The sequence below is a fragment of the Synechococcus sp. WH 5701 genome, from assembly GCF_000153045.1.
GTDB lineage: Bacteria > Cyanobacteriota > Cyanobacteriia > PCC-6307 > Cyanobiaceae > Regnicoccus_A > Regnicoccus_A antarcticus.
Genome location: NZ_CH724159.1, coordinates 1149123 through 1166614 on the forward strand (window position 1 = coordinate 1149123; position 17492 = coordinate 1166614).

Consider the following 17492-nt stretch of genomic DNA (forward strand, 5'->3'; position numbering starts at 1 on the left):
GAGCAGCCTCAGCCCAGCAGCATCCGCGCCCGGCAGGCGGCGCTGAACAGACCGGCCTCCGGGTCGATCAGGGCCCGCAGGGGGATCTGCTCCAGCACCGGCGTCAGCCGGCCCTTGGCGGCAAAGGGGGCCAGAAAGGCCTGGGAACGCAACTGGGGCAGCAGCTTGGCGGCGGTGCCACCCCCCAGCCAGAGCCCACCGCGGCAAAGGCTCTGCAGGGCCAGATCCCCCGCCACGGAGCCGTAGGCACCCAGCCAGAGATCGAGGGCGGCTGAGGCCGTGGGATCAGCGGCGGCGGCGGCAGCGGCCACCAGGGCCGGCAGATCGGGGCGTTCCGCCGCGCCGCTGAGCTCGGCCAGGGCCCAGGCTTCCGCCGCCTCCGCCAGGCCATGGGGCGCGCCGGCCCCGGCGTCGTGAAGGAACCAGCGAAAGACATGGCCAAGGCCGGTGCCGCTGACGATCCGCTCGATCGAGACCCGCTCCAGGGACAGATCCTGCTGCAGCCACTGCTTCAGCCGCCACTCCCGCTCCAGGCGCGGCGCGAATTCGCCGTGGGCGGCCTCACTGGCCAGGGCGATCAGGCCCTGGGGGCCCGGCACCCCGATGGCCACACCAAGACCGGTGCCAGCCCCGAGGATCGCCAAGGGGCCAGGCTGAGGCAGTCCCTCCCGCACGAGCGCCTGCTGGGACTGCCCCAGGTGCGGCAACCCGTAGATCAGCACGGCGAAGTCGTTGACCAACTCCAGGCGCTCGAGCCCGCAGGAGGAAGCCAGCTCCAGCTCGTCGAGCTCCCAGGGCAGGTTGGTCAGCCGTACACGCCCGTCCTGCACCGGCCCGGCAATCGCCAGACAGCCATGGCTGGGCGCCTCAGATCCGGCTTTGCCCCCGGCGAGGAACTGGCGTACCAGGGCGGAGAAGTCGTCCCAGGCGGCTGAAGCGAAGCGCTCACAGCGAAGCTGCACCAACCCGTCCGCCTCGAGCCGGTAGGTGGCCAGCAGGGTCTTGGTGCCACCGATGTCGCCGGCCAGCAGAATGGTCATCCGTAGGTCGTCGCCGGCTCCAGGCCCAGCCCTGCGGCTCGGGTCTCGCTGGCAGACCTGGCGGCTGCCACGAGGGCAGCGGCCTCCACGCTGCCGAGGTCACCGTCGCGGCGGGAGCGGAGGCTGACACTGCCCTGCTCGGCCTCCTTGGCGCCGATCACCGCCAGGACCGGAATCTTCTGCTGCTCCCCGTGGCGAATCAGTTTGCCGAGGCGATCCCCGCTGCGATCGATGGCGGCACGCACGCCCGCTGAGCGGAGCTGGCCCAGCACCTCCTCGGCATAGGGAATGACCTCATCGGTGACGGGCAGCAGACGCACCTGCTCGGGGGCCAGCCAGAAGGGAAAATCGCCGGCGTAGTTCTCGACCATGATCCCGAAGAACCTCTCCAGCGAGCCGAAGATGGCCCGGTGAATCATGATCGGCCGCTGGCGGCTGCCATCGGCGGCCACGTAGTGCAGATCGAAACGCTCGGGCAGGTTGAAATCAAGCTGAATCGTGGAGCATTGCCACATCCTGCCGATGGCATCCTCGATCTTGATATCGATTTTGGGGCCATAGAAGGCTCCACCACCCTCATCGATTTTGTAGGGCCAGCCCTTACGATCAAGAGCCTCGATCAGGCCGGTGGTGGCCAGATCCCAGACAGCATCATCGCCAATCGACTTCTCCGGACGGGTGGAGAGATTCACCTCATAGGTGTGAAAGTCGAAGCTGGAGAGAATCGTTTCGGTGAGGTTCAGAACCCCGAGGATCTCATCACCGATCTGCTCCGGCAGGCAGAAGATGTGGGCGTCGTCCTGGGTGAAGCCGCGCACGCGCATCAGCCCATGCATCACGCCGGGACGCTCGTAGCGATAGACCGTGCCCAGCTCGGCCCAGCGGATCGGCAGCTCGCGGTAGGAGCGCAGGGTGCTGGCATAGGTGAGCACGTGGAACGGGCAGTTCATCGGCTTGAGCTGATACTGGCGCTCATCCACCTGCATGGGCCCGAACATGCTCTCGCTGTAGAAGTCGAGGTGGCCTGAGGTTTTCCAGAGGCTCAGGTCCGCCACGTGGGGGGTGTAGAGCAGGTCGTAGCCCGCCGCGAAGTGGGCCTGCCGCCAGAAATCCTCAATCAGCAGGCGCATGCGGGCACCGCGGGGGTGCCAGAACACCAGACCGGCGCCGGCTTCATCCTCGATCGAGAAGAGCTGCAGGTCGGTGCCGAGGCGGCGGTGATCGCGGCGCAGGGCCTCCTGCTTGCGGTGTTTGTACTCGGCCAGCTGCTCCGGGGTCTGCCAGGCAGTGCCGTAGATGCGCTGCAACTGGGCCCTGGTCTCATCCCCGCGCCAGTAGGCACCGGCCACGCTCTCGAGCTCGAAGGCCTTGGGATTGAGTTCGCTGGTGTTGGCCACGTGGGGCCCGGCGCAGAGGTCCCACCACTCGTCGCCAAGGGTGTAGAGGGTGATGGGCTCCTGGATCCCCGCCAGGATCTCGAGTTTGTAGGGCTCGTTCTGGGCCTTGATGCGCGCCTCGGCCTGCTCGCGGCTCACCTCGAGGCGCTGCAGCGGCAACTTGCGGGCGATGATCTTGCCCATCTCCTTCTTGATGGCCTTGAGATCGGCCTCGGTGAAGGGTTCGGGATTGTCGAAGTCGTAGTAGAAGCCATTCTCGGTCCAGGGACCGATCGTGACCTGGGAGCTGGGGAAGAGCTTCTGGACCGCCATGGCCAGCACATGGCTCATGGAATGGCGGATCCGCAGCAACTCCGGACTCTCGCTGGTGCGGGGCAGGCGCATCCGGGTGGCCTCGCCGCCCTGGGTCACCGCCGGCTCCGGGCTCGGGCCAGGACCAGAGGCCGGGAGCGTCGACGGGGATGGGGACACGGAATCAGGCGAGGCCAGGGTCGATCCTACGCATCGGATTCGGCCCTGCCGGCCGATGGATTCCTAAGGTTGCCTCGTGAGTGATCTTCCCTCCACACCGGATTCGACCCCCAGGCCGGGGGCTGCGGGCGAGCTGCTCGATCAGCTCCTGGGTTCGCTGCTGCTGGATTTCGACTTCTGGTTCGATCGGGGGCTGCTGCTGCTCCAGCACTGCCCGGAAAGCGTGCTGGCCACCGAAGATCAGGAGGCCCTATCCGAGCGCCTGGATACCGCCCGCAAGGAACTGATTGCCGCCAGAACCCTGCGCTCAGCCGCCCCGGTGAGCATGGCCCTCGACATGCAGGCCATGGCCCCCTGGCACCGCCTGGTGCTGAGCGTCTGGAACCTTTCGGCGGAGCTGCGCCAGGCCGGGGTGGTGCTGCCGGAACTGCCCCCGGCGCCCAAGCCTTGAAACGTCCGGCAGCCCCTGGAATCCGGCAGCAGCGGCGCCAGGTGGCGCCCGGCTATCTGCTCTGGGCCCTGGGACTCTTCGGGGTCTGCGGACTGCAGCGCTTCTATGCCCGCAAGCCGCTGAGCGGCACCCTCTGGCTGCTCACCTTCGGCCTCTGTTTCATCGGCCAGCTGGTGGATCTGTTCCTGATTCCGGAGCTGGTGGATCAGGCCAACCAGCCGCTTCTGCTCCAGGAAGCGCTGGAGGCTCTCGAGGCCGGCGACCCTACGGACGCCCTGCCGCCCCTGGACCGTCAGTTGCTGGCCCTGGCCCGGCGCGCCGGCGCCGCCGGCTTCACTTACAACGACGCCCTGCTGGAGTGCCAGCTTCCCCGGGACATCCCGCGGGAGCGGGTGCGCGAGGAAATCCAGCGCCTGATGCACGACGATCTGCTGGACGTGGGCAACGATGAGCGGGGCCGGGTGGTCTACAGGGAGCCCTGATCAGCCCAGCCGGCTCGCGGCCGTTGGCTGGACCTGACCGCGGAGCTGCGCGTCGAAGAAGCGGCGCAGCTCCCCGGCTCTCTTGACCGGCTGGCCGTAGGCGCTGCCGCCATGGTGCAGCGGGAAGGACGCCCACTCCCCAGCCAGGCGGGCCATGGCCTCATCGGAGAGCTGGCCCCGGTCGACCGACGCGAGGGCACCACGCTGATCGGCCAGGTAGAGGGCGGCCTGATCCTGGTTGGCAGGCCCGAAACCGCTCAGACCCAGGCGGCGGCTGGCCGCCTTCCAGGTGGCTGGCAGCATCTGGTACGCCCCGGCGGCGGCACTGGCATAGCGCTTGACCACCACGATGTCTGGATGACGCTCCAGGGAGGAGACCAGCGCTCCGCCGTAAAGGGTGCGGTAGCCGTCGGGGGAACCCTCGGCCCAGGTGCCCTCGGCAAAGCGGATCGTGGCCAGCAGGGCCCGCCGTTGGCGCGTGAGGGGATAGCGGACAGCACTAGGGGTGGGCCGGGCCACGGCAATGGCAGGCGCCGCCAGCGCTGGCGAAGGCGGAACGGGAGGCGCGGGTGGAAGTGGAACCGCAGCCAGCGCAGCGCCATAGCGGCTGGAGATCAGTGCCGGCAGGGCCAGCAGCAGGACGGTGGTGCCGACAGCCTCGATGGGCCCACGGGATGCTCCCTTGGCAACCATGCCGAATCAAATTCTTAAAGATCGTGAAACTGTGCTGGTTGTCACATCCTTCCGGCGTCGACCGCCTGATGGGCTGGACAGAAGGTGCCCTGCCGTGCGTTCCGGGCAGCCCGCAACCTCCACCGGGCCCGGATCGGCCACCAGCACAGGGGCTCCAAGCGCTGGAACTATCACAGATCGCTGGATCGGCAAGCCTTCTCACCAGGGCTGGCTGATCAGGTCCGCTGATCAATCTGCAGCCAGCGATCAGCGTGCCGGCAGAAATCCCATGGCCGCACGTACCCTCTCCAGGGAGGCCTCGGCCACGACGCTGGCCCGCTCGCGGCCACGGCGCAGCACCTGATCGAGGTAGCCCGCCTCGGCCCGGATGGCCTCATAGCGCTCCTGCAGGGGGCGAAGAGCTTCCACGGCCGCCTCCGCCAACAGCGGCTTGAACTGACCCCAGCCCATCGAGGCGCACTCACGGGCAGCAGCCTCCCGGCCCACCCCACTGAGCAGGGCATAGAGCCCCAAAAGATTGTCGGCCTCGGGTCGCTCGGGGTTGCCGAACTCCAGCCCCATCACCGGATCGGTCTTGGCCCGCTTGATCTTGCGGGTGATCAGCTCGGGGGGATCGAGCAGGTTGACGCGGGAGCCTTCGTTGGGGTCGCTCTTGCTCATCTTGCTGCGGCCATCGACCAGGCTCATCACCCGGGCGCCCTCGGTGAGGATCAGCGGCTCGGGCACTTTCAGCAGCGGCTCGTCTTCCGGCGCAAAGCGAGCGTTGATCCGCTGCTGGGCGATGTCGCGAGCCAGCTCCAGATGCTGCTTCTGGTCTTCGCCCACTGGCACCAGATCGGCGTCATAAAGGAGGATGTCTGCCGCCATCAGCACGGGGTAATCCAGCAGACCCACTGAGACGTTCTCGCCCTGCTTGCGGGCCTTTTCCTTGAACTGGATCATCCGCTCCAGCCAGTTCAGCGGCGTGACGCAGTTCAGAAGCCAGGTGAGCTCGCTGTGGGCCGTGACCTGGCTCTGAACAAAGACGCTGGAACGCTCAGGATCAATGCCGCTGGCCAGGTAAAGCGCGGCGGTGCGGAGGGTGTTCTCAGCCAGCAGCGCCGGATCATGGGGAACCGTGATGGCATGCAGATCGACCACACAGAAGAACGTGTCGTGATCGTCTTGAAGGCTGACCCAGTTGCGAATGGCCCCGAGCCAGTTGCCCAGGTGCAAAGAGCCGGTGGGTTGAACACCGGAGAGGACCCTGGGCCTGCCGCTCACGGCTGCGTCTCAGCCGTGTCTGCGGAAGGGGCGGCTACCGGATCCGGGCTGTCCTGGCTGACGACCTCAGGCCCGCTTGTGACCTCCTCCGGCTCGGAGATCACCACCTCAAGGGCCTGATCTGGAGCCTCGGCAGCCTCCGGCTCGGGGGCTGGGGCCTGGGGGCGGCTGGGCCGTGCGAAGGGATCCGGACGGCTGGAGCGACGCTCCCCACGGCCCTCAGCAGGGGCTCGCCGGGCCCGCTGCCCGTCACGGGGGGTGCCCTCGTTGCGGGGTGCGCCGCCCTGGGCGCGGTGCTCCGCCAGCAGGGCGTCCAGTTGCCCCTGCTCCAGAAGCTGGGCCACGGTGCGGATCGAGAAACCCAGGGCCGCCACGGTGGAACGGAGCTGGAAGGCGTCCTGAACGGCCTGGGCGGCCCGTTGTTCGTTCTCGCTCAGGCGGATGCGAAAGCCTCCGGCTTCGCGCTCACGTCCGCCGCCCCCGCCACTACTGCCCCGCCCCGACTCGATGCGCCGGGCGCGGGCGGGCTGGTCCTGCTCAGACTGGGGCACTGCTGCTGTGTTCTCGTCGGCCATCGCCGGAGCCTTCAATCAGGGGGCAAGTGTGCCGCATCAACGGTTCAAGGAGCTGCCAACCAGAGCAGCCGGTGGGGTTCAGCCGTACCGGCGCGGGCGAGAATCAACAAAGGCAATGGCCGAGGACCTGAAGCGGCAAAGGACTGCTGATAGCGGGCGAGAAAGGCGAGGTAGATCTCCAGGGTCCAGCCGCCATGGCCCCGCTCCTGGGCCTGCCAGTGCCGTTTCAGAGCCAGCCGGCAGGCCTCCTCACCGAACTCACGCCAGCAGTGGGCTTCTGCCGCCTCTTGGCTCAGTCCTTCACGGCAGCAGTGGCGGAAGGCCTCCAGCTCAGGGGCCGCAGCCGTGCAGTCAGGCGGCAACTCCGCCGCGAGGCGCTCCACCGGTATCGCCTGCAGCTTCAACCAGCAGCGCTCCAGCAGCAGCACCGGCAGCTCCCCGTGCCAGTACCGCTCCTGTTGATGCTGGTGCAGCCGCCGGGCCAGCTCCAGCTCCAGACGGGGGGTGAGCTTCAGACTGGAGGCTTCGGCCGTCTTCACCATGGCAAGGCCTCTCGACCTGACCAGTCTGGGGGTGATCCAGGCCGCCTGGGCAGGAGTGGTCGGGTGAGCTAGAGAGGCACTGCTTCGGCAGCGCCGTACCGCTCTTGACCACCCCCGCCGCCTCCCCGGTCACCGCCGCTCACGCCTCCGCAAGCGACGCCGGGGTCAAGCCGAGGAGCTGGCGGCCGGGGATGCCCTGGATGCCAGCGGCCCTGGTGCTGGCCGGCGGCCTGCTCCTGGGCGACAGCCTGCATGGCAGCTTCTCCGGTGCTGTGGTGGTTGCCGCGGCGGCTGGGGGCCTGTGGTGGCTCAGCCGCGGCAAGGCCAAGATCCAACCCAGGCTTCCCTCCAGCTGGAGCGGCTGGATCGAGCGCTGCGACGGGCTGCTGAATCAGTTCGAGCGGCTCCAGCCCACTGAGAACGACCCCGCCGTAAGCGCCCAGCAGGAGGGCCGGCGCCAGCACCTTCAGCAGCTTCGCGACCGTCAGTCGCGACAGCAGTTGCACGTGGGGCTGGCCGGGGTCAGCCTGCCGCCAGTGAGCCTGCAGCCGGAGCTGATCCGGGCACTCAAGGCCCCCCTGCCCCTCTGCCTGCACTGGGGCCATCCTCTGCCGAGCCACAGCCCCGACTGGCGTTGGCCGCTGCTGTTCCAACGGTGCGACCTGCTGCTTGTTCACCTGGAGACCCCCCTGAGGGCCGCAGATCTGCGCTGGCTCGAATCCCTGCCCAGGGGTCAGGCCGTGTTCTTGCTGGTATCGAGCTGCGTTCCAGCCCCGCGGCCGGAGCTCGAGCAGGAGTTGCGCGCCCAGCTGCCAGGGTCTTTGGCCGATCAGGTGATCCTCTGGAGCGGCGAGGAGGAGCAGCTCAGCGCTGCCCTTGAGCCCTGCAGCCGGATGCTTCGGGCCCGCGGCCGGGGCCTGCTGCTGCAGACCGAGCTGCGCTGCCTCGAGACCCTGCACGCGGAGTGGCAAATCAAGCTGGAAGGCCTGAGGCGGGAGCGTCTCGATGGGTTGGTGCGTCGCACCCAGTGGCTGGTGGCCGCCGGGGTGTTCGCGGCCCCCATGCCCAGCGTCGATGTGCTGGTGCTGGCGGTGGCCAATGGCCTGATGCTCAAGGAGATGGCCGAGCTCTGGGATTGCCCCTGGCAGCTGGCCCAGCTGCGCGAAGCCGCCACTGAGCTGGCCAAGGCGGCGCTGGCCCTGGGCGTGACCGAGTGGACCAGCCAGGCCCTGCTCGCGGCGATGCGCCTGGAGGGAACCACCTGGCTGGTGGGGGGGGCACTGCAGGCCCTGAGCGCCGCCTATCTCACCCGGGTGGTGGCCCATGCCATGGCCGACGTGCTCGCTCTCTCCAGCGGGGTGCCCGAACTGGATCTGCAGACCCTCCGCCAACAGGCCCCCCTGCTGGTGGCCAGGGCCGCCGAGGTGGAGCGACTCGATTGGAAGGGGTTCCTCAGCCAGGGACAGGCCTGGTGGCACAGCCAGGTGAGTCCGGGGCTGGGGAGCGCAGGCTGAAGCCCGCAGCCCGTCACTTCTTCATGAAGCCTTGATGAAGCTGTTCATGAAGTTCTCCTTAGACAAAAAACGATTCAAGGCTTTCACTGGTCAGAACGAAGGCTTTGCCTAGCGTCGATTGGCGCCCACTATGTCCAGGTCCAGGGTCGGCTTCTTGAGCCTGATCCGGATCTGAATCCTGGGGCGAGTCCATCCCGTCCTCATTCCTCCAATGACCACGGCCGTTCGCAGCGGACGCGCTGGCAACTGGGAAAACTTCTGTCAGTGGGTCACCTCCACCGACAACCGCATTTATGTCGGTTGGTTCGGTGTGCTGATGATTCCCTGCCTCCTGTCAGCCACCATCTGCTTCATCATTGCCTTCATCGCCGCTCCCCCCGTCGACATCGACGGCATCCGGGAGCCGGTCGCAGGATCATTCCTGTACGGCAACAACATCATCTCCGGCGCCGTTGTTCCTTCCAGCAACGCCATCGGCCTGCACTTCTACCCGATCTGGGAAGCCGCCAGCCTCGACGAGTGGCTGTACAACGGCGGTCCTTATCAGCTTGTGGTCTTCCACTTCCTGATCGGCATCGCCTGCTACATGGGCCGCCAGTGGGAACTCTCCTACCGCCTCGGCATGCGCCCCTGGATCTGCGTGGCCTATTCGGCACCCCTCTCGGCCGCCTTTGCCGTGTTCCTGATCTACCCCTTCGGTCAGGGTTCCTTCTCCGACGGCATGCCCCTCGGCATCTCCGGCACCTTCAACTTCATGTTGGTGTTCCAGGCCGAGCACAACATCCTGATGCACCCCTTCCACATGCTGGGTGTGGCGGGTGTGTTCGGTGGCTCGCTGTTCTCCGCCATGCACGGTTCGCTGGTGACCTCTTCGCTGGTGCGTGAGACCACCGAGAGCGAGAGCCAGAACTACGGTTACAAGTTCGGCCAGGAAGAGGAGACCTACAACATCGTGGCTGCCCACGGTTACTTCGGTCGCCTGATTTTCCAATACGCCTCGTTCAACAACAGCCGCAGCCTGCACTTCTTCCTGGCTGCCTGGCCCGTGGTCGGCATCTGGTTCACCGCCCTTGGCGTGAGCACGATGGCCTTCAACCTGAACGGTTTCAACTTCAACCAGTCGATCCTGGATTCCCAGGGCCGTGTGTTGAACACCTGGGCCGACATCCTCAACCGTGCCAACCTCGGTTTCGAGGTGATGCACGAGCGCAATGCCCACAACTTCCCGCTCGATCTGGCCACCAGCGAGATCGTGCCCGTGGCCTTCACGGCCCCTGCGATCGGCTGATCAGGCCTTCGTTCAGGTCTTTTTGCAGACCTTCCGCAGGTCCCAAGGAGACCAGCCAGCCCCCTCCTGGGAGGGGGCTTTTTGATGGGGTCAGCTTCTGGATGTCCCCCTCTAGGCACAAATACTCCGCCTCTCCCGCGAAGGCTTGAAGCGACGAATGTTCATGACAAGCTTTCTGGCAACTTCAACACCTTGAATGCGCCTCTTGCGTCGGACTGGCCAGGGTCAGCTGAAATTCGGTCGATCCCTGCCCCGACAGATGCTGCTGGTGGCCACTCTCCTGATCGGACCCCTGCTCGGACTCCTGGTCGGTGGATGCAGCTCTGAACAGGACAAGAACGGTTCGGCCGCACCGCCAGCCGGAGCGACGGATTCCCGGCCCCTGGTGCTCACCACCTTCACGATTCTGGCTGACATGGCCCGCGAGGTGGCCGGTGATCGGGTGCGGGTGGAGTCGATCACCAAGCTCGGCGCCGAGATCCACGGCTACGAGCCGACTCCCAGCGATCTCAAACGTGCCTCCGGAGCCCAGATGGTGCTGGAGAACGGCTTCGGGCTGGAGCGCTGGGCCCAGCGCTTCTACGCAACCCTCCCCGACGTGCCCCATGTGACCCTCACCGAGGGGATTACACCCCTGCCCATCGCCAGCGACGCCTACGAGGGCAAGCCCAACCCCCATGCCTGGATGTCCCCGCGGCTGGCCAAGATCTACGTGGAGAACATCCGCCGGGCTCTCACCAAGCTCGATCCCGCCGGCGCGGACACCTTCCGCCGCAACGCCCAGCGCTACGACGCCCAGCTGGATGAACTTCACAACGACCTGCAGGCGTCCCTGGCGATGATTCCTCCCCGCCAGCGGGTCCTGGCCACCTGTGAAGGGGCCTTCTCCTATCTGGCCAAGGATTACGGGCTCACCGAGGCCTACCTCTGGCCAGTGAACGCCGAGTCCCAGGTCACCCCCCAGCGCATGTCCAAACTCATTGCCCTGGTCAAGGACCGCAAGGTGCCGGCGGTGTTCTGTGAGAGCACGGTCAGCGCCGAATCCCAGATGCAGGTGGCGAAGGAAGCTGGGGCCCGCTTCGGGGGGGTGTTCTATGTGGATTCCCTCTCCCTGCCGGGCGGTCCTGCCCCCAACTTGCTTGAGCTGCAGCGGCTTAACGTGAGGACTCTGCGCTCAGGTCTGGCAGGGAGCTGATCTGATGCATGCATCCCTTCCTTCCGGCCCCGGTCTCGAGCGCATCTCCGTACGCAACCTCTGCGTCGACTACCACGGCGTGGTGGCCGTGCACGATGCCAGTCTCCACCTCGATGCGGGCACCATTTGTGCCCTGGTGGGAATGAACGGGGCTGGAAAATCGACCTTGTTCAAGGCACTGATGGGTTTCGTGCGCCCCTCCGCCGGAACAATCCGCATCAACGGCCAGCCCCTGCGCCAGGCCCGCCGTTCCCAGGCCGTGGCCTATGTCCCCCAGACAGAAAGCGTCGACTGGAACTTTCCTATCAACGTCTTTGAGGTGGTGATGATGGGCCGTTACGGCGCCATGAACGTCCTGCGCATCCCCCGCCCAGCTGACCGCAATGCTGTGCGGGAGGCGCTTGAGCGGGTTGAGCTATGGCCTCTGCGCGACCGCCAGATCGGGGCCCTCTCAGGAGGTCAGCGCAAGCGTGCCTTCGTGGCCCGCGCCCTGGCCCAGGGGGCTTCGGTGATGCTGCTCGACGAGCCCTTCACTGGCGTGGACATCCGCACCGAAAAGCTGATGATCGAGCTCTTCCAGCAGTTCCGCCGCGAGGGGCGGACGCTGATGATCTCGACTCACGACCTCTCCCACGTGACGACCTTCTGTGACCAGGTGGTCCTGATCAACAAGACCGTGCTCGCCTACGGCGACACCGCCTCGGTGTTCACCAGCGAGAATCTCGCCCTCACCTTCGGTGGCCTGCGCCTGGACACCCCATGACGTCGGTGCTCACCTGGCTGATGGAACCCCTCAAGCAGGACTTCATGGTGCGTGCCCTGCTGGTCAGCATCCTGGTCTCCTGTGTTTGCGGCCTGCTCTCCTGTTTCATGACCCTCAAGGGCTGGGCGTTGATGGGGGATGCGGTGTCCCACGCGGTGATGCCAGGAGTGGTGATCGCCTATGCCCTGAATCTGCCCTTTGCGGTCGGGGCCTTCGTCTTCGGGGTGGGGTCAGTCGCGGTGATCGGATACATCAAGCAGATGACCCGGATCAAGGAGGACACGGTGATAGGCCTCGTGTTCACAGGATTTTTCGCCCTCGGCCTCACCCTGATCTCCAAGGTGCGCAGCACCATAGACCTCTCTCACATTCTTTTTGGCAACGTGCTGGGGATCAGCTCCTCGGACATCCTCCAGACGGTGGTGATCAGCCTGCTGGTTCTCACCGTGCTGATGGTGTTCCGCCGGGATCTGATCCTGTTCTGCTTCGATCCCACCCACGCCCGCTCCATCGGCATCAACACCGGCGTTCTGCACTATTTGCTGCTCTCGATGCTCTCCCTGGCGGCCGTGGCCGGCCTGCAGACCGTGGGCATCATCCTGGTGGTGGCCATGCTGGTGACGCCGGGCGCCACGGCCTACCTGCTCACAGATCGCTTCGATCGCATGGTCTGGATCGCCATTCTCTCGGCCGTGCTCTCCAGCGTGCTGGGCATCTACTGGAGCTACTGGATGGATGCCTCCACGGCGGGCTGCATCGTGCTGGTGCAGACGGGACTGTTTCTGCTCAGTTTCCTGTTCGCGCCTCGCCACGGGCTGCTGGCCCAGCAGCGCCGTTGACGCCGGTGGAGCAGCGACGGCCCAGTCAGCGCTGGTCCTGGTGGCCCCTGCTGCCCCTCTATCCCTACGGCCGCCGCCGCACGTTGGTGCGCACACTCATCTCCGCTCAGGTCTGGAGCTTCGAGCAGCTGCAGGGGATCTTCTATGTGGCGGTCCCGATCCGGATGACGGTGCTGCGCCTGCGCGAGGGGCTGCTGCTGTATGCGCCGGTACCCCCCACCGAGGAGCTGCTGGAGGAGCTGCGCGCCCTGGAGCGTTGCTACGGACCGGTGCGCACGATCGTGCTGCCCACCAGCTCCGGCCTGGAGCACAAGTTACCGGTACCGGCCATGGCCCGGGCCTTCCCCGAGGCCGAGGTCTGGGTGAGCCCGCAGCAATGGAGCTTTCCGCTGAAGCTGCCGCTCTCCTGGCTGGGATTTCCCCGCTGCCGCACCCGGGTGCTCCTTGAGGATGGGGTGCCCCATGGGGACGAGCTCAGCTGGCATCCGCTCGGCCCCCTCGACCTGGGGACCGGCACCTTCCTGGAGGTGGCCTGCCTGCACCGGGCCAGTGGAGCCCTGCTGGTCACCGATGCCCTGGTGGCGATTCCGCCGGCGCCCCCCCAGCTGTTCGAGGCCGATCCCACGCCCCTGCTCTTTCATGGCCGCGACCGGGGCGATGAGCCCCTGATCGACACCCCTGAGCAACGGCGGCGCGGCTGGTGGCGGATGGTGCTGTTTGCCTCCTACCTGCGCCCCAAGTCGGTTGAGGTTCCAGGCCTGATGGAGGTGCTCAGCCAGGCACTGCAACCGGGCCTGAGGCAGCCCAGGTCCTATTTCGGTCTGTACCCCTTTCGCTGGTCGCCAGGCTGGCAGGCGGAATTCAAGGCCCTGCTGAGCCCCCGTGGCGAAGCACGCCTGCAGGTGGCACCGGTGCTGGAGCGGCTGGTGTTCCCCCGCTGCCGCGATGCCCTGCTGAGCTGGCTGAAGAACCTCGGCGATCTGCAACAGCTGCGCTGGCTTGTGCCCGCCCACTACGACGCCCCGGTGGCCTGCTCAGGCGATGATCTGTCGGCCCTGGCGAAGGAGATCAGAGAACGGCCCTGGGCCGTGTCCGATGGCTCCTGGGCCTACCTGGCGGAGATCGATCAAACCCTGCTGCGCTGGGGCGTCGTGCCCAGCAAACCAGGGTCCTGATTCAGACGAGATGGGTGCGGACAGCGCGGCTCAGAGTTTGAGTTCGCCTGGATCGGCATCCAGACCGCCCTCGCCGAAGAGGGTGGTCTCCAGCTCCATCCTCTGCTCCATCTGGCGCAGGAAATAGCCGGTCATCATCGCGGAGGCGAGCAGACCAGCCAGGTTGTCGCGACTGGTCTGAATCTTCACTTCGAACTGCTCTCCGGGAATCATCCCCAGCAATCCCTGGACGTTGTGGCGAATGATGTCCTGGATATCACCACTGGCCGAGCGGGCGACCCGCTGAAGCACATCAGGTGACTGGTCCTGCAGGTACTGAATCAGGGAATTCCCGCTGATCGCTTCGCTGTCGGTGGTCAGGAACTCCGGGTTGAACATGCCCCTCCGGCGTGATCCGAATCTGGTTAGGAACCCTAACGCAAGGTTTCAGATCACCCTGTCCCGGCAGTGGGTGAGAACCGTATCGGGCCGAGATGCCGTAGGGGCCAGTAGCGGAACACGGCGGTGCCGATCACATGATCAGCCGGCAGGGCCCCCCAGAGGTGGGAGTCGAGGCTGGCATTGCGGTTATCCCCCATCACCAGCAGGTGCCCCGCCGGCACGGTGAGGGGTGGGAGCTCGTAGTTGATCGGCTCGCGCCGCCAGGGCTCGCTTACCGCAGCGCCGTTGCGACGCAGTTCACCGTCGGCCACTTCGATCACATCGCCAGGCACTCCCACCACCCGTTTGATCAGGGCGGCCCGGGGGTCATAGCCAGCGGCAAGCAGGGGATCGGGCGGACGGAAGACCACGATGGCTCCGCGCGGCAGGACCGGAAGCAGCCGGGGCCTGAGCTTCTCCACCAGGATCCGGTCCTCCAGCTGAAGCGTGGGGAGCATGGAGCCCGAAGGAATCCAGCGGGGTTCCATCACCTGCCAGCGCAGCAGCAGGGCCACCCCCACCCAGAGCAGCAGGGGAATCAGCTGGCGGGCCACCCCCAGGCGGCGGCTGGCAGCGGATGGGGTTGTGGCCGAGGGGGACGGAAGGGGATTGGGCATGATCGCTCCATCCTGAAGCGGTGGCAGACCCAGTGAGCCAGGAGTTGCCCCAACGGCAGGGGGATCGGGCTGAGGCCAATCTCAGGGCGGCGACGGACCTGCTGCTGGAGCTGATGGCCCAGGGGGTGGAGCGAGTGGTGCTCTGTCCAGGCAGCCGTTCGGGGCCTCTGGCGGCGGCGGCAGGATTGCTGCTGCAGCGGGGACTGAAGCTGCACACAGCCATTGATGAGCGCTCGGCGGGGTTCTTCGCTCTGGGCCTGGCGAGGGCGGAGGGCAAACCAACCGTGGTGATCACCACTTCAGGCACCGCCGTGGCCAACCTGCTGCCGGCGGTGGTCGAGGCAAGCAGCGGTGCCATTCCGCTGCTGCTGCTGAGCGCCGACCGTCCGCAGCGTCTGAAGAACTGCGGCGCCAACCAGACCGTGAACCAGGAGGAGTTCCTCGCCCCCTGCTGCCGCTGGTTCGCGCAGGGAGACAGCCGGGGCCTGGCCGAGATGGCTCGCGCTGCCCTTCAGGCCCTGGCCCGGCGGGCCCATCGGATGGCCCTGGCCGCTCCGATGGGGCCGGTGCACCTGAATCTGCCCTTCGAGGAACCACTCCATGCCGGGGTGGAGGCGCTGCAGGGCCTCGCCCATGAGCTTGTCGCCATGGCTGGTCCCACGGAAGAGCTCAGCCATGGTTCCGGCACCAGCGAAACAACGACAGGCGCTGATCTGCTCGGGCTTGATCCTGATCGTCCCGGGGTGATCGTGGCGGGTCCCTGGCGGGGCAGGCCCGGGCAATGGCCCGCCTTTGTGGCGGCGCTGGGGCGCTGGCAGCAGCGCAGTGGCTGGCCCCTGCTGGCGGATGGACTCTCCAACCTGCGGGGCCAGGCCGGACTGGAGTTGGTGGCCAGCTACGACCTGTTCCTCGAGGACCCCGACCCCGCTCTGGCTCCCCCCCAGATGCTGAGGCTGGGTCCCCTGCCCGCCAGCCGGCGGCTGCAGAGCTGGCTGGCGGGCTGCGGCGGCCGGCAGGTGCTGATCAGCGAAGGGGATCCACGCCCGCTCGATCCCCTGGGCACGGTCCAGGCCAGCTGCAGCGACGGACTCTCGGCCTGGTGTGCGGCCCAGCCGGCCTCGTTCTGGCGGGGGACCCCCAGCGGCAAGGCCAACCAAGAATTCCTGGCGTGCTGGCAGGCTGCCGAGAGTGGCACCCAGGGCTGGGTGAACACCCAGCTGACGCGCCAGGGAGCCAGCCGCCGGCCCGATGAACCCAGCCTGGCGAGGGCCCTGAGCCAGCTCCTGCCGCCGGGCCTTGCGGTGATGCTGGCCAGCAGCAGCCCCGTGCGCGACTGGGAGAGCTTTGCCGATCCCAACGGCCCCGCCAGGCCCATGTATGGCTTCCGGGGGGCCTCAGGCATCGACGGGACGCTGTCGCTGGCGGCCGGGCTGGCGGAGAGCCTCGGTGGGCTGGTGCTGCTCTGCGGCGATCTGGCCCTGCTCCACGACGCCAACGGCTGGCTCTGGCACCACCAGATGCGGGGCCGGCTCACCGTGGTGCTGATCGAGAACGGAGGAGGCGGCATCTTCGAGCAACTGCCGATCCGCGCGGCGGCGGGCCTGGATTTCGAGCGCCTCTTCGCCATGGGCCAGCCCCTGGATCACACCGCCCTGGCCGCTAGCCATGGCGTGCCCTGGCGGCGGGTGGCGGCATTGGCCGAGCTGGAGGAGGCCCTGGACTGGGCCCTGGAGCGGCCGGTGGCCCTGCTGGAGGTCAAAACCGACCGCCGGGCCGATGCCCTGTTGCGCCAGCGCCTGCGCCAGGACCGTCCGCGCCAGCGGCTCAGAATGGCTCCCTCCCAGCTCCCGCCGCGATGAGCGTCGATCACACGCCGGCTGACATCCCAAGCCCCGGCCCGGTGCTGCCAGGGGAGAGCCTGGTTTGCTGGCGCTCAGCCGCCAGCTACGAGGACATCCGCTTCGATCTCTGTGGGGAGGGGATCGCCCGGATCGCCATCAACCGTCCGTCCAAACGCAACGCCTTCCGCCCGCGCACGGTGGTGGAGCTCCACGACGCCTTCAGCCGGGTGCGCGATGACCCGCGGGTGGGGGTGGTGCTGTTCACCGGCGTGGGCCCCGCGGCCGACGGGGGCTACGCCTTCTGCGCCGGCGGCGACCAGAGCGTGCGCGGCGATGGCGGCTACCTCGATGAAAGCGGCCTGCCGCGCCTGAACGTGCTCGATCTGCAACGCCAGATCCGCTCCCTACCCAAGGTGGTGATCGCCCTGGTGGCGGGCTACGCCATCGGCGGCGGCCAGGTGCTGCACCTGCTCTGTGACCTCAGCCTGGCTGCTGAAAATGCCGTCTTCGGCCAGACGGGCCCGCGGGTGGGCAGCTTCGACGGCGGCTTCGGCGCCGGCTATCTGGCGCGCCTGGTGGGCCAGCGCAAGGCCCGGGAGATCTGGTTTCTCTGCCGCCGTTACAACGCCGAGGAAGCCCTGACCATGGGCCTGGTGAACGCGGTGGTGCCGCTCCACGAGCTGGAAGCCGAGGGGGTGCGCTGGGCCCGGGAGGTGATGCAGCACAGCCCCACGGCGATCCGTTGCCTCAAGGCCTCCTTCAACGCCGAAACCGATGGCCTGGCCGGCATTCAGGAGCTGGCGGGGCAGGCCACCCACCTCTTCTACCGAACGGCCGAGGGTCAGGAGGGGCGCAACGCCTTCCTGGAGAAGCGTGATCCCGACTTCAGTGATTCCCCCTGGTTGCCCTGACGCCACTGGGCTGGC

The 17492-nt window shown here is 67.2% G+C and carries 18 protein-coding genes; 10 read left to right on the forward strand and 8 right to left on the reverse strand.

Annotated features, from left to right (window positions below; translation table 11 throughout):
- Positions 1–8: 8 nt before the first annotated feature.
- A complete protein-coding gene (locus tag WH5701_RS06740; protein WP_006171372.1) occupies positions 9–1040 on the reverse strand; it encodes a glucokinase in 1032 nt (343 codons plus the stop codon).
- Positions 1037–2821 (reverse strand): threonine--tRNA ligase, encoded by a 1785-nt coding sequence (gene thrS, locus WH5701_RS06745; protein ID WP_037980593.1) that lies wholly within the window; start codon positions 2819–2821, stop codon positions 1037–1039. Before thrS ends, WH5701_RS06740 begins: the two co-directional genes overlap by 4 nt.
- A gap of 163 nt (positions 2822–2984) precedes the next feature.
- On the opposite strand from thrS, the gene WH5701_RS06750 reads away from it, so the two are divergent.
- Complete coding sequence (locus WH5701_RS06750) at positions 2985–3359, forward strand: DUF2605 family protein (protein ID WP_006171375.1); 375 nt, start codon at positions 2985–2987, stop codon at positions 3357–3359.
- Complete coding sequence (locus WH5701_RS06755; protein WP_006171377.1) at positions 3356–3841, forward strand: TM2 domain-containing protein; 486 nt, start codon at positions 3356–3358, stop codon at positions 3839–3841. Before WH5701_RS06750 ends, WH5701_RS06755 begins: the two co-directional genes overlap by 4 nt.
- On the opposite strand, the gene WH5701_RS06760 is transcribed toward WH5701_RS06755, so the two are convergent.
- The 4 genes from WH5701_RS06760 to WH5701_RS06775 all read right to left on the reverse strand — a co-directional run bounded on the left by WH5701_RS06760 (position 3842) and on the right by WH5701_RS06775 (position 6914).
- A complete protein-coding gene (locus WH5701_RS06760) occupies positions 3842–4534 on the reverse strand; it encodes a glycoside hydrolase family 104 protein (RefSeq protein ID WP_006171379.1) in 693 nt (230 codons plus the stop codon).
- Between the two features lie 246 nt (positions 4535–4780).
- Positions 4781–5797: a tryptophan--tRNA ligase gene (gene trpS / locus WH5701_RS06765; protein WP_037979731.1), complete on the reverse strand. Its 1017-nt coding sequence runs from the start codon at positions 5795–5797 to the stop codon at positions 4781–4783.
- On the reverse strand, positions 5794–6372 hold the full coding sequence (locus tag WH5701_RS06770) for a hypothetical protein (RefSeq protein ID WP_006171381.1): 579 nt from the start codon (positions 6370–6372) through the stop codon (positions 5794–5796). Before WH5701_RS06770 ends, trpS begins: the two co-directional genes overlap by 4 nt.
- Before the next feature lie 44 nt (positions 6373–6416).
- Entirely contained in the window at positions 6417–6914 is a 498-nt protein-coding gene (locus WH5701_RS06775; protein ID WP_006171382.1) for a hypothetical protein, read from the reverse strand.
- Positions 6915–7018: 104 nt separating this feature from the next.
- Here WH5701_RS06775 and WH5701_RS06780 point away from each other — a divergent pair, with 104 nt between their 5' ends.
- The 6 genes from WH5701_RS06780 to WH5701_RS06805 all read left to right on the forward strand — a co-directional run bounded on the left by WH5701_RS06780 (position 7019) and on the right by WH5701_RS06805 (position 13688).
- Positions 7019–8428 (forward strand): YcjF family protein, encoded by a 1410-nt coding sequence (locus WH5701_RS06780; protein ID WP_232201800.1) that lies wholly within the window; start codon positions 7019–7021, stop codon positions 8426–8428.
- A 211-nt stretch (positions 8429–8639) separates the two neighbouring features.
- Positions 8640–9716, forward strand: coding sequence for a photosystem II q(b) protein (gene psbA / locus WH5701_RS06785; RefSeq protein ID WP_006171384.1), 1077 nt, complete (start codon positions 8640–8642; stop codon positions 9714–9716).
- Between the two features lie 259 nt (positions 9717–9975).
- Complete coding sequence (locus tag WH5701_RS06790; protein ID WP_006171385.1) at positions 9976–10911, forward strand: metal ABC transporter substrate-binding protein; 936 nt, start codon at positions 9976–9978, stop codon at positions 10909–10911.
- A 4-nt stretch (positions 10912–10915) separates the two neighbouring features.
- Positions 10916–11674: a metal ABC transporter ATP-binding protein gene (locus WH5701_RS06795; protein ID WP_006171386.1), complete on the forward strand. Its 759-nt coding sequence runs from the start codon at positions 10916–10918 to the stop codon at positions 11672–11674.
- The gene (locus WH5701_RS06800) at positions 11671–12513 is read left to right on the forward strand and encodes a metal ABC transporter permease (protein ID WP_006171387.1); all 843 of its coding nucleotides are present in this window, start codon (positions 11671–11673) and stop codon (positions 12511–12513) included. Before WH5701_RS06795 ends, WH5701_RS06800 begins: the two co-directional genes overlap by 4 nt.
- Positions 12510–13688, forward strand: coding sequence for a DUF4336 domain-containing protein (locus tag WH5701_RS06805; RefSeq protein WP_006171388.1), 1179 nt, complete (start codon positions 12510–12512; stop codon positions 13686–13688). Before WH5701_RS06800 ends, WH5701_RS06805 begins: the two co-directional genes overlap by 4 nt.
- Before the next feature lie 30 nt (positions 13689–13718).
- Here WH5701_RS06805 and WH5701_RS06810 read toward each other — a convergent pair whose 3' ends face one another.
- Together WH5701_RS06810 and lepB are read right to left on the reverse strand one after the other, a co-directional pair.
- The gene (locus tag WH5701_RS06810) at positions 13719–14066 is read right to left on the reverse strand and encodes a DUF760 domain-containing protein (protein ID WP_006171389.1); all 348 of its coding nucleotides are present in this window, start codon (positions 14064–14066) and stop codon (positions 13719–13721) included.
- 53 nt (positions 14067–14119) lie between these two features.
- Entirely contained in the window at positions 14120–14725 is a 606-nt protein-coding gene (gene lepB / locus WH5701_RS06815) for a signal peptidase I (protein ID WP_006171390.1), read from the reverse strand.
- 32 nt (positions 14726–14757) lie between these two features.
- Here lepB and menD point away from each other — a divergent pair, with 32 nt between their 5' ends.
- Positions 14758–16584, forward strand: coding sequence for a 2-succinyl-5-enolpyruvyl-6-hydroxy-3-cyclohexene-1-carboxylic-acid synthase (menD, locus tag WH5701_RS06820; RefSeq protein WP_006171391.1), 1827 nt, complete (start codon positions 14758–14760; stop codon positions 16582–16584).
- Positions 16581–17477 (forward strand): 1,4-dihydroxy-2-naphthoyl-CoA synthase, encoded by an 897-nt coding sequence (gene menB / locus WH5701_RS06825; RefSeq protein ID WP_006171392.1) that lies wholly within the window; start codon positions 16581–16583, stop codon positions 17475–17477. Before menD ends, menB begins: the two co-directional genes overlap by 4 nt.
- Positions 17478–17492: the final 15 nt, after the last annotated feature.

Excerpts from the sequence above, each read along its gene's own strand:
- WH5701_RS06790 (WP_006171385.1), top strand. The coding sequence starts at position 9,976 with ATGCTGCTGGTGGCCACTCTCCTGATCGGACCCCTGCTCGGACTCCTG.
- WH5701_RS06760 (WP_006171379.1), bottom strand. The coding sequence starts at position 4,534 with ATGGTTGCCAAGGGAGCATCCCGTGGGCCCATCGAGGCTGTCGGCACC.
- WH5701_RS06810 (WP_006171389.1), bottom strand. The coding sequence starts at position 14,066 with ATGTTCAACCCGGAGTTCCTGACCACCGACAGCGAAGCGATCAGCGGG.
- WH5701_RS06795 (WP_006171386.1), top strand. The coding sequence starts at position 10,916 with ATGCATGCATCCCTTCCTTCCGGCCCCGGTCTCGAGCGCATCTCCGTA.
- WH5701_RS06770 (WP_006171381.1), bottom strand. The coding sequence starts at position 6,372 with ATGGCCGACGAGAACACAGCAGCAGTGCCCCAGTCTGAGCAGGACCAG.
- WH5701_RS06775 (WP_006171382.1), bottom strand. The coding sequence starts at position 6,914 with ATGGTGAAGACGGCCGAAGCCTCCAGTCTGAAGCTCACCCCCCGTCTG.
- WH5701_RS06800 (WP_006171387.1), top strand. The coding sequence starts at position 11,671 with ATGACGTCGGTGCTCACCTGGCTGATGGAACCCCTCAAGCAGGACTTC.
- WH5701_RS06740 (WP_006171372.1), bottom strand. The coding sequence starts at position 1,040 with ATGACCATTCTGCTGGCCGGCGACATCGGTGGCACCAAGACCCTGCTG.
- lepB (WP_006171390.1), bottom strand. The coding sequence starts at position 14,725 with ATGCCCAATCCCCTTCCGTCCCCCTCGGCCACAACCCCATCCGCTGCC.
- psbA (WP_006171384.1), top strand. The coding sequence starts at position 8,640 with ATGACCACGGCCGTTCGCAGCGGACGCGCTGGCAACTGGGAAAACTTC.
- thrS (WP_037980593.1), bottom strand. The coding sequence starts at position 2,821 with ATGCGCCTGCCCCGCACCAGCGAGAGTCCGGAGTTGCTGCGGATCCGC.
- menB (WP_006171392.1), top strand. The coding sequence starts at position 16,581 with ATGAGCGTCGATCACACGCCGGCTGACATCCCAAGCCCCGGCCCGGTG.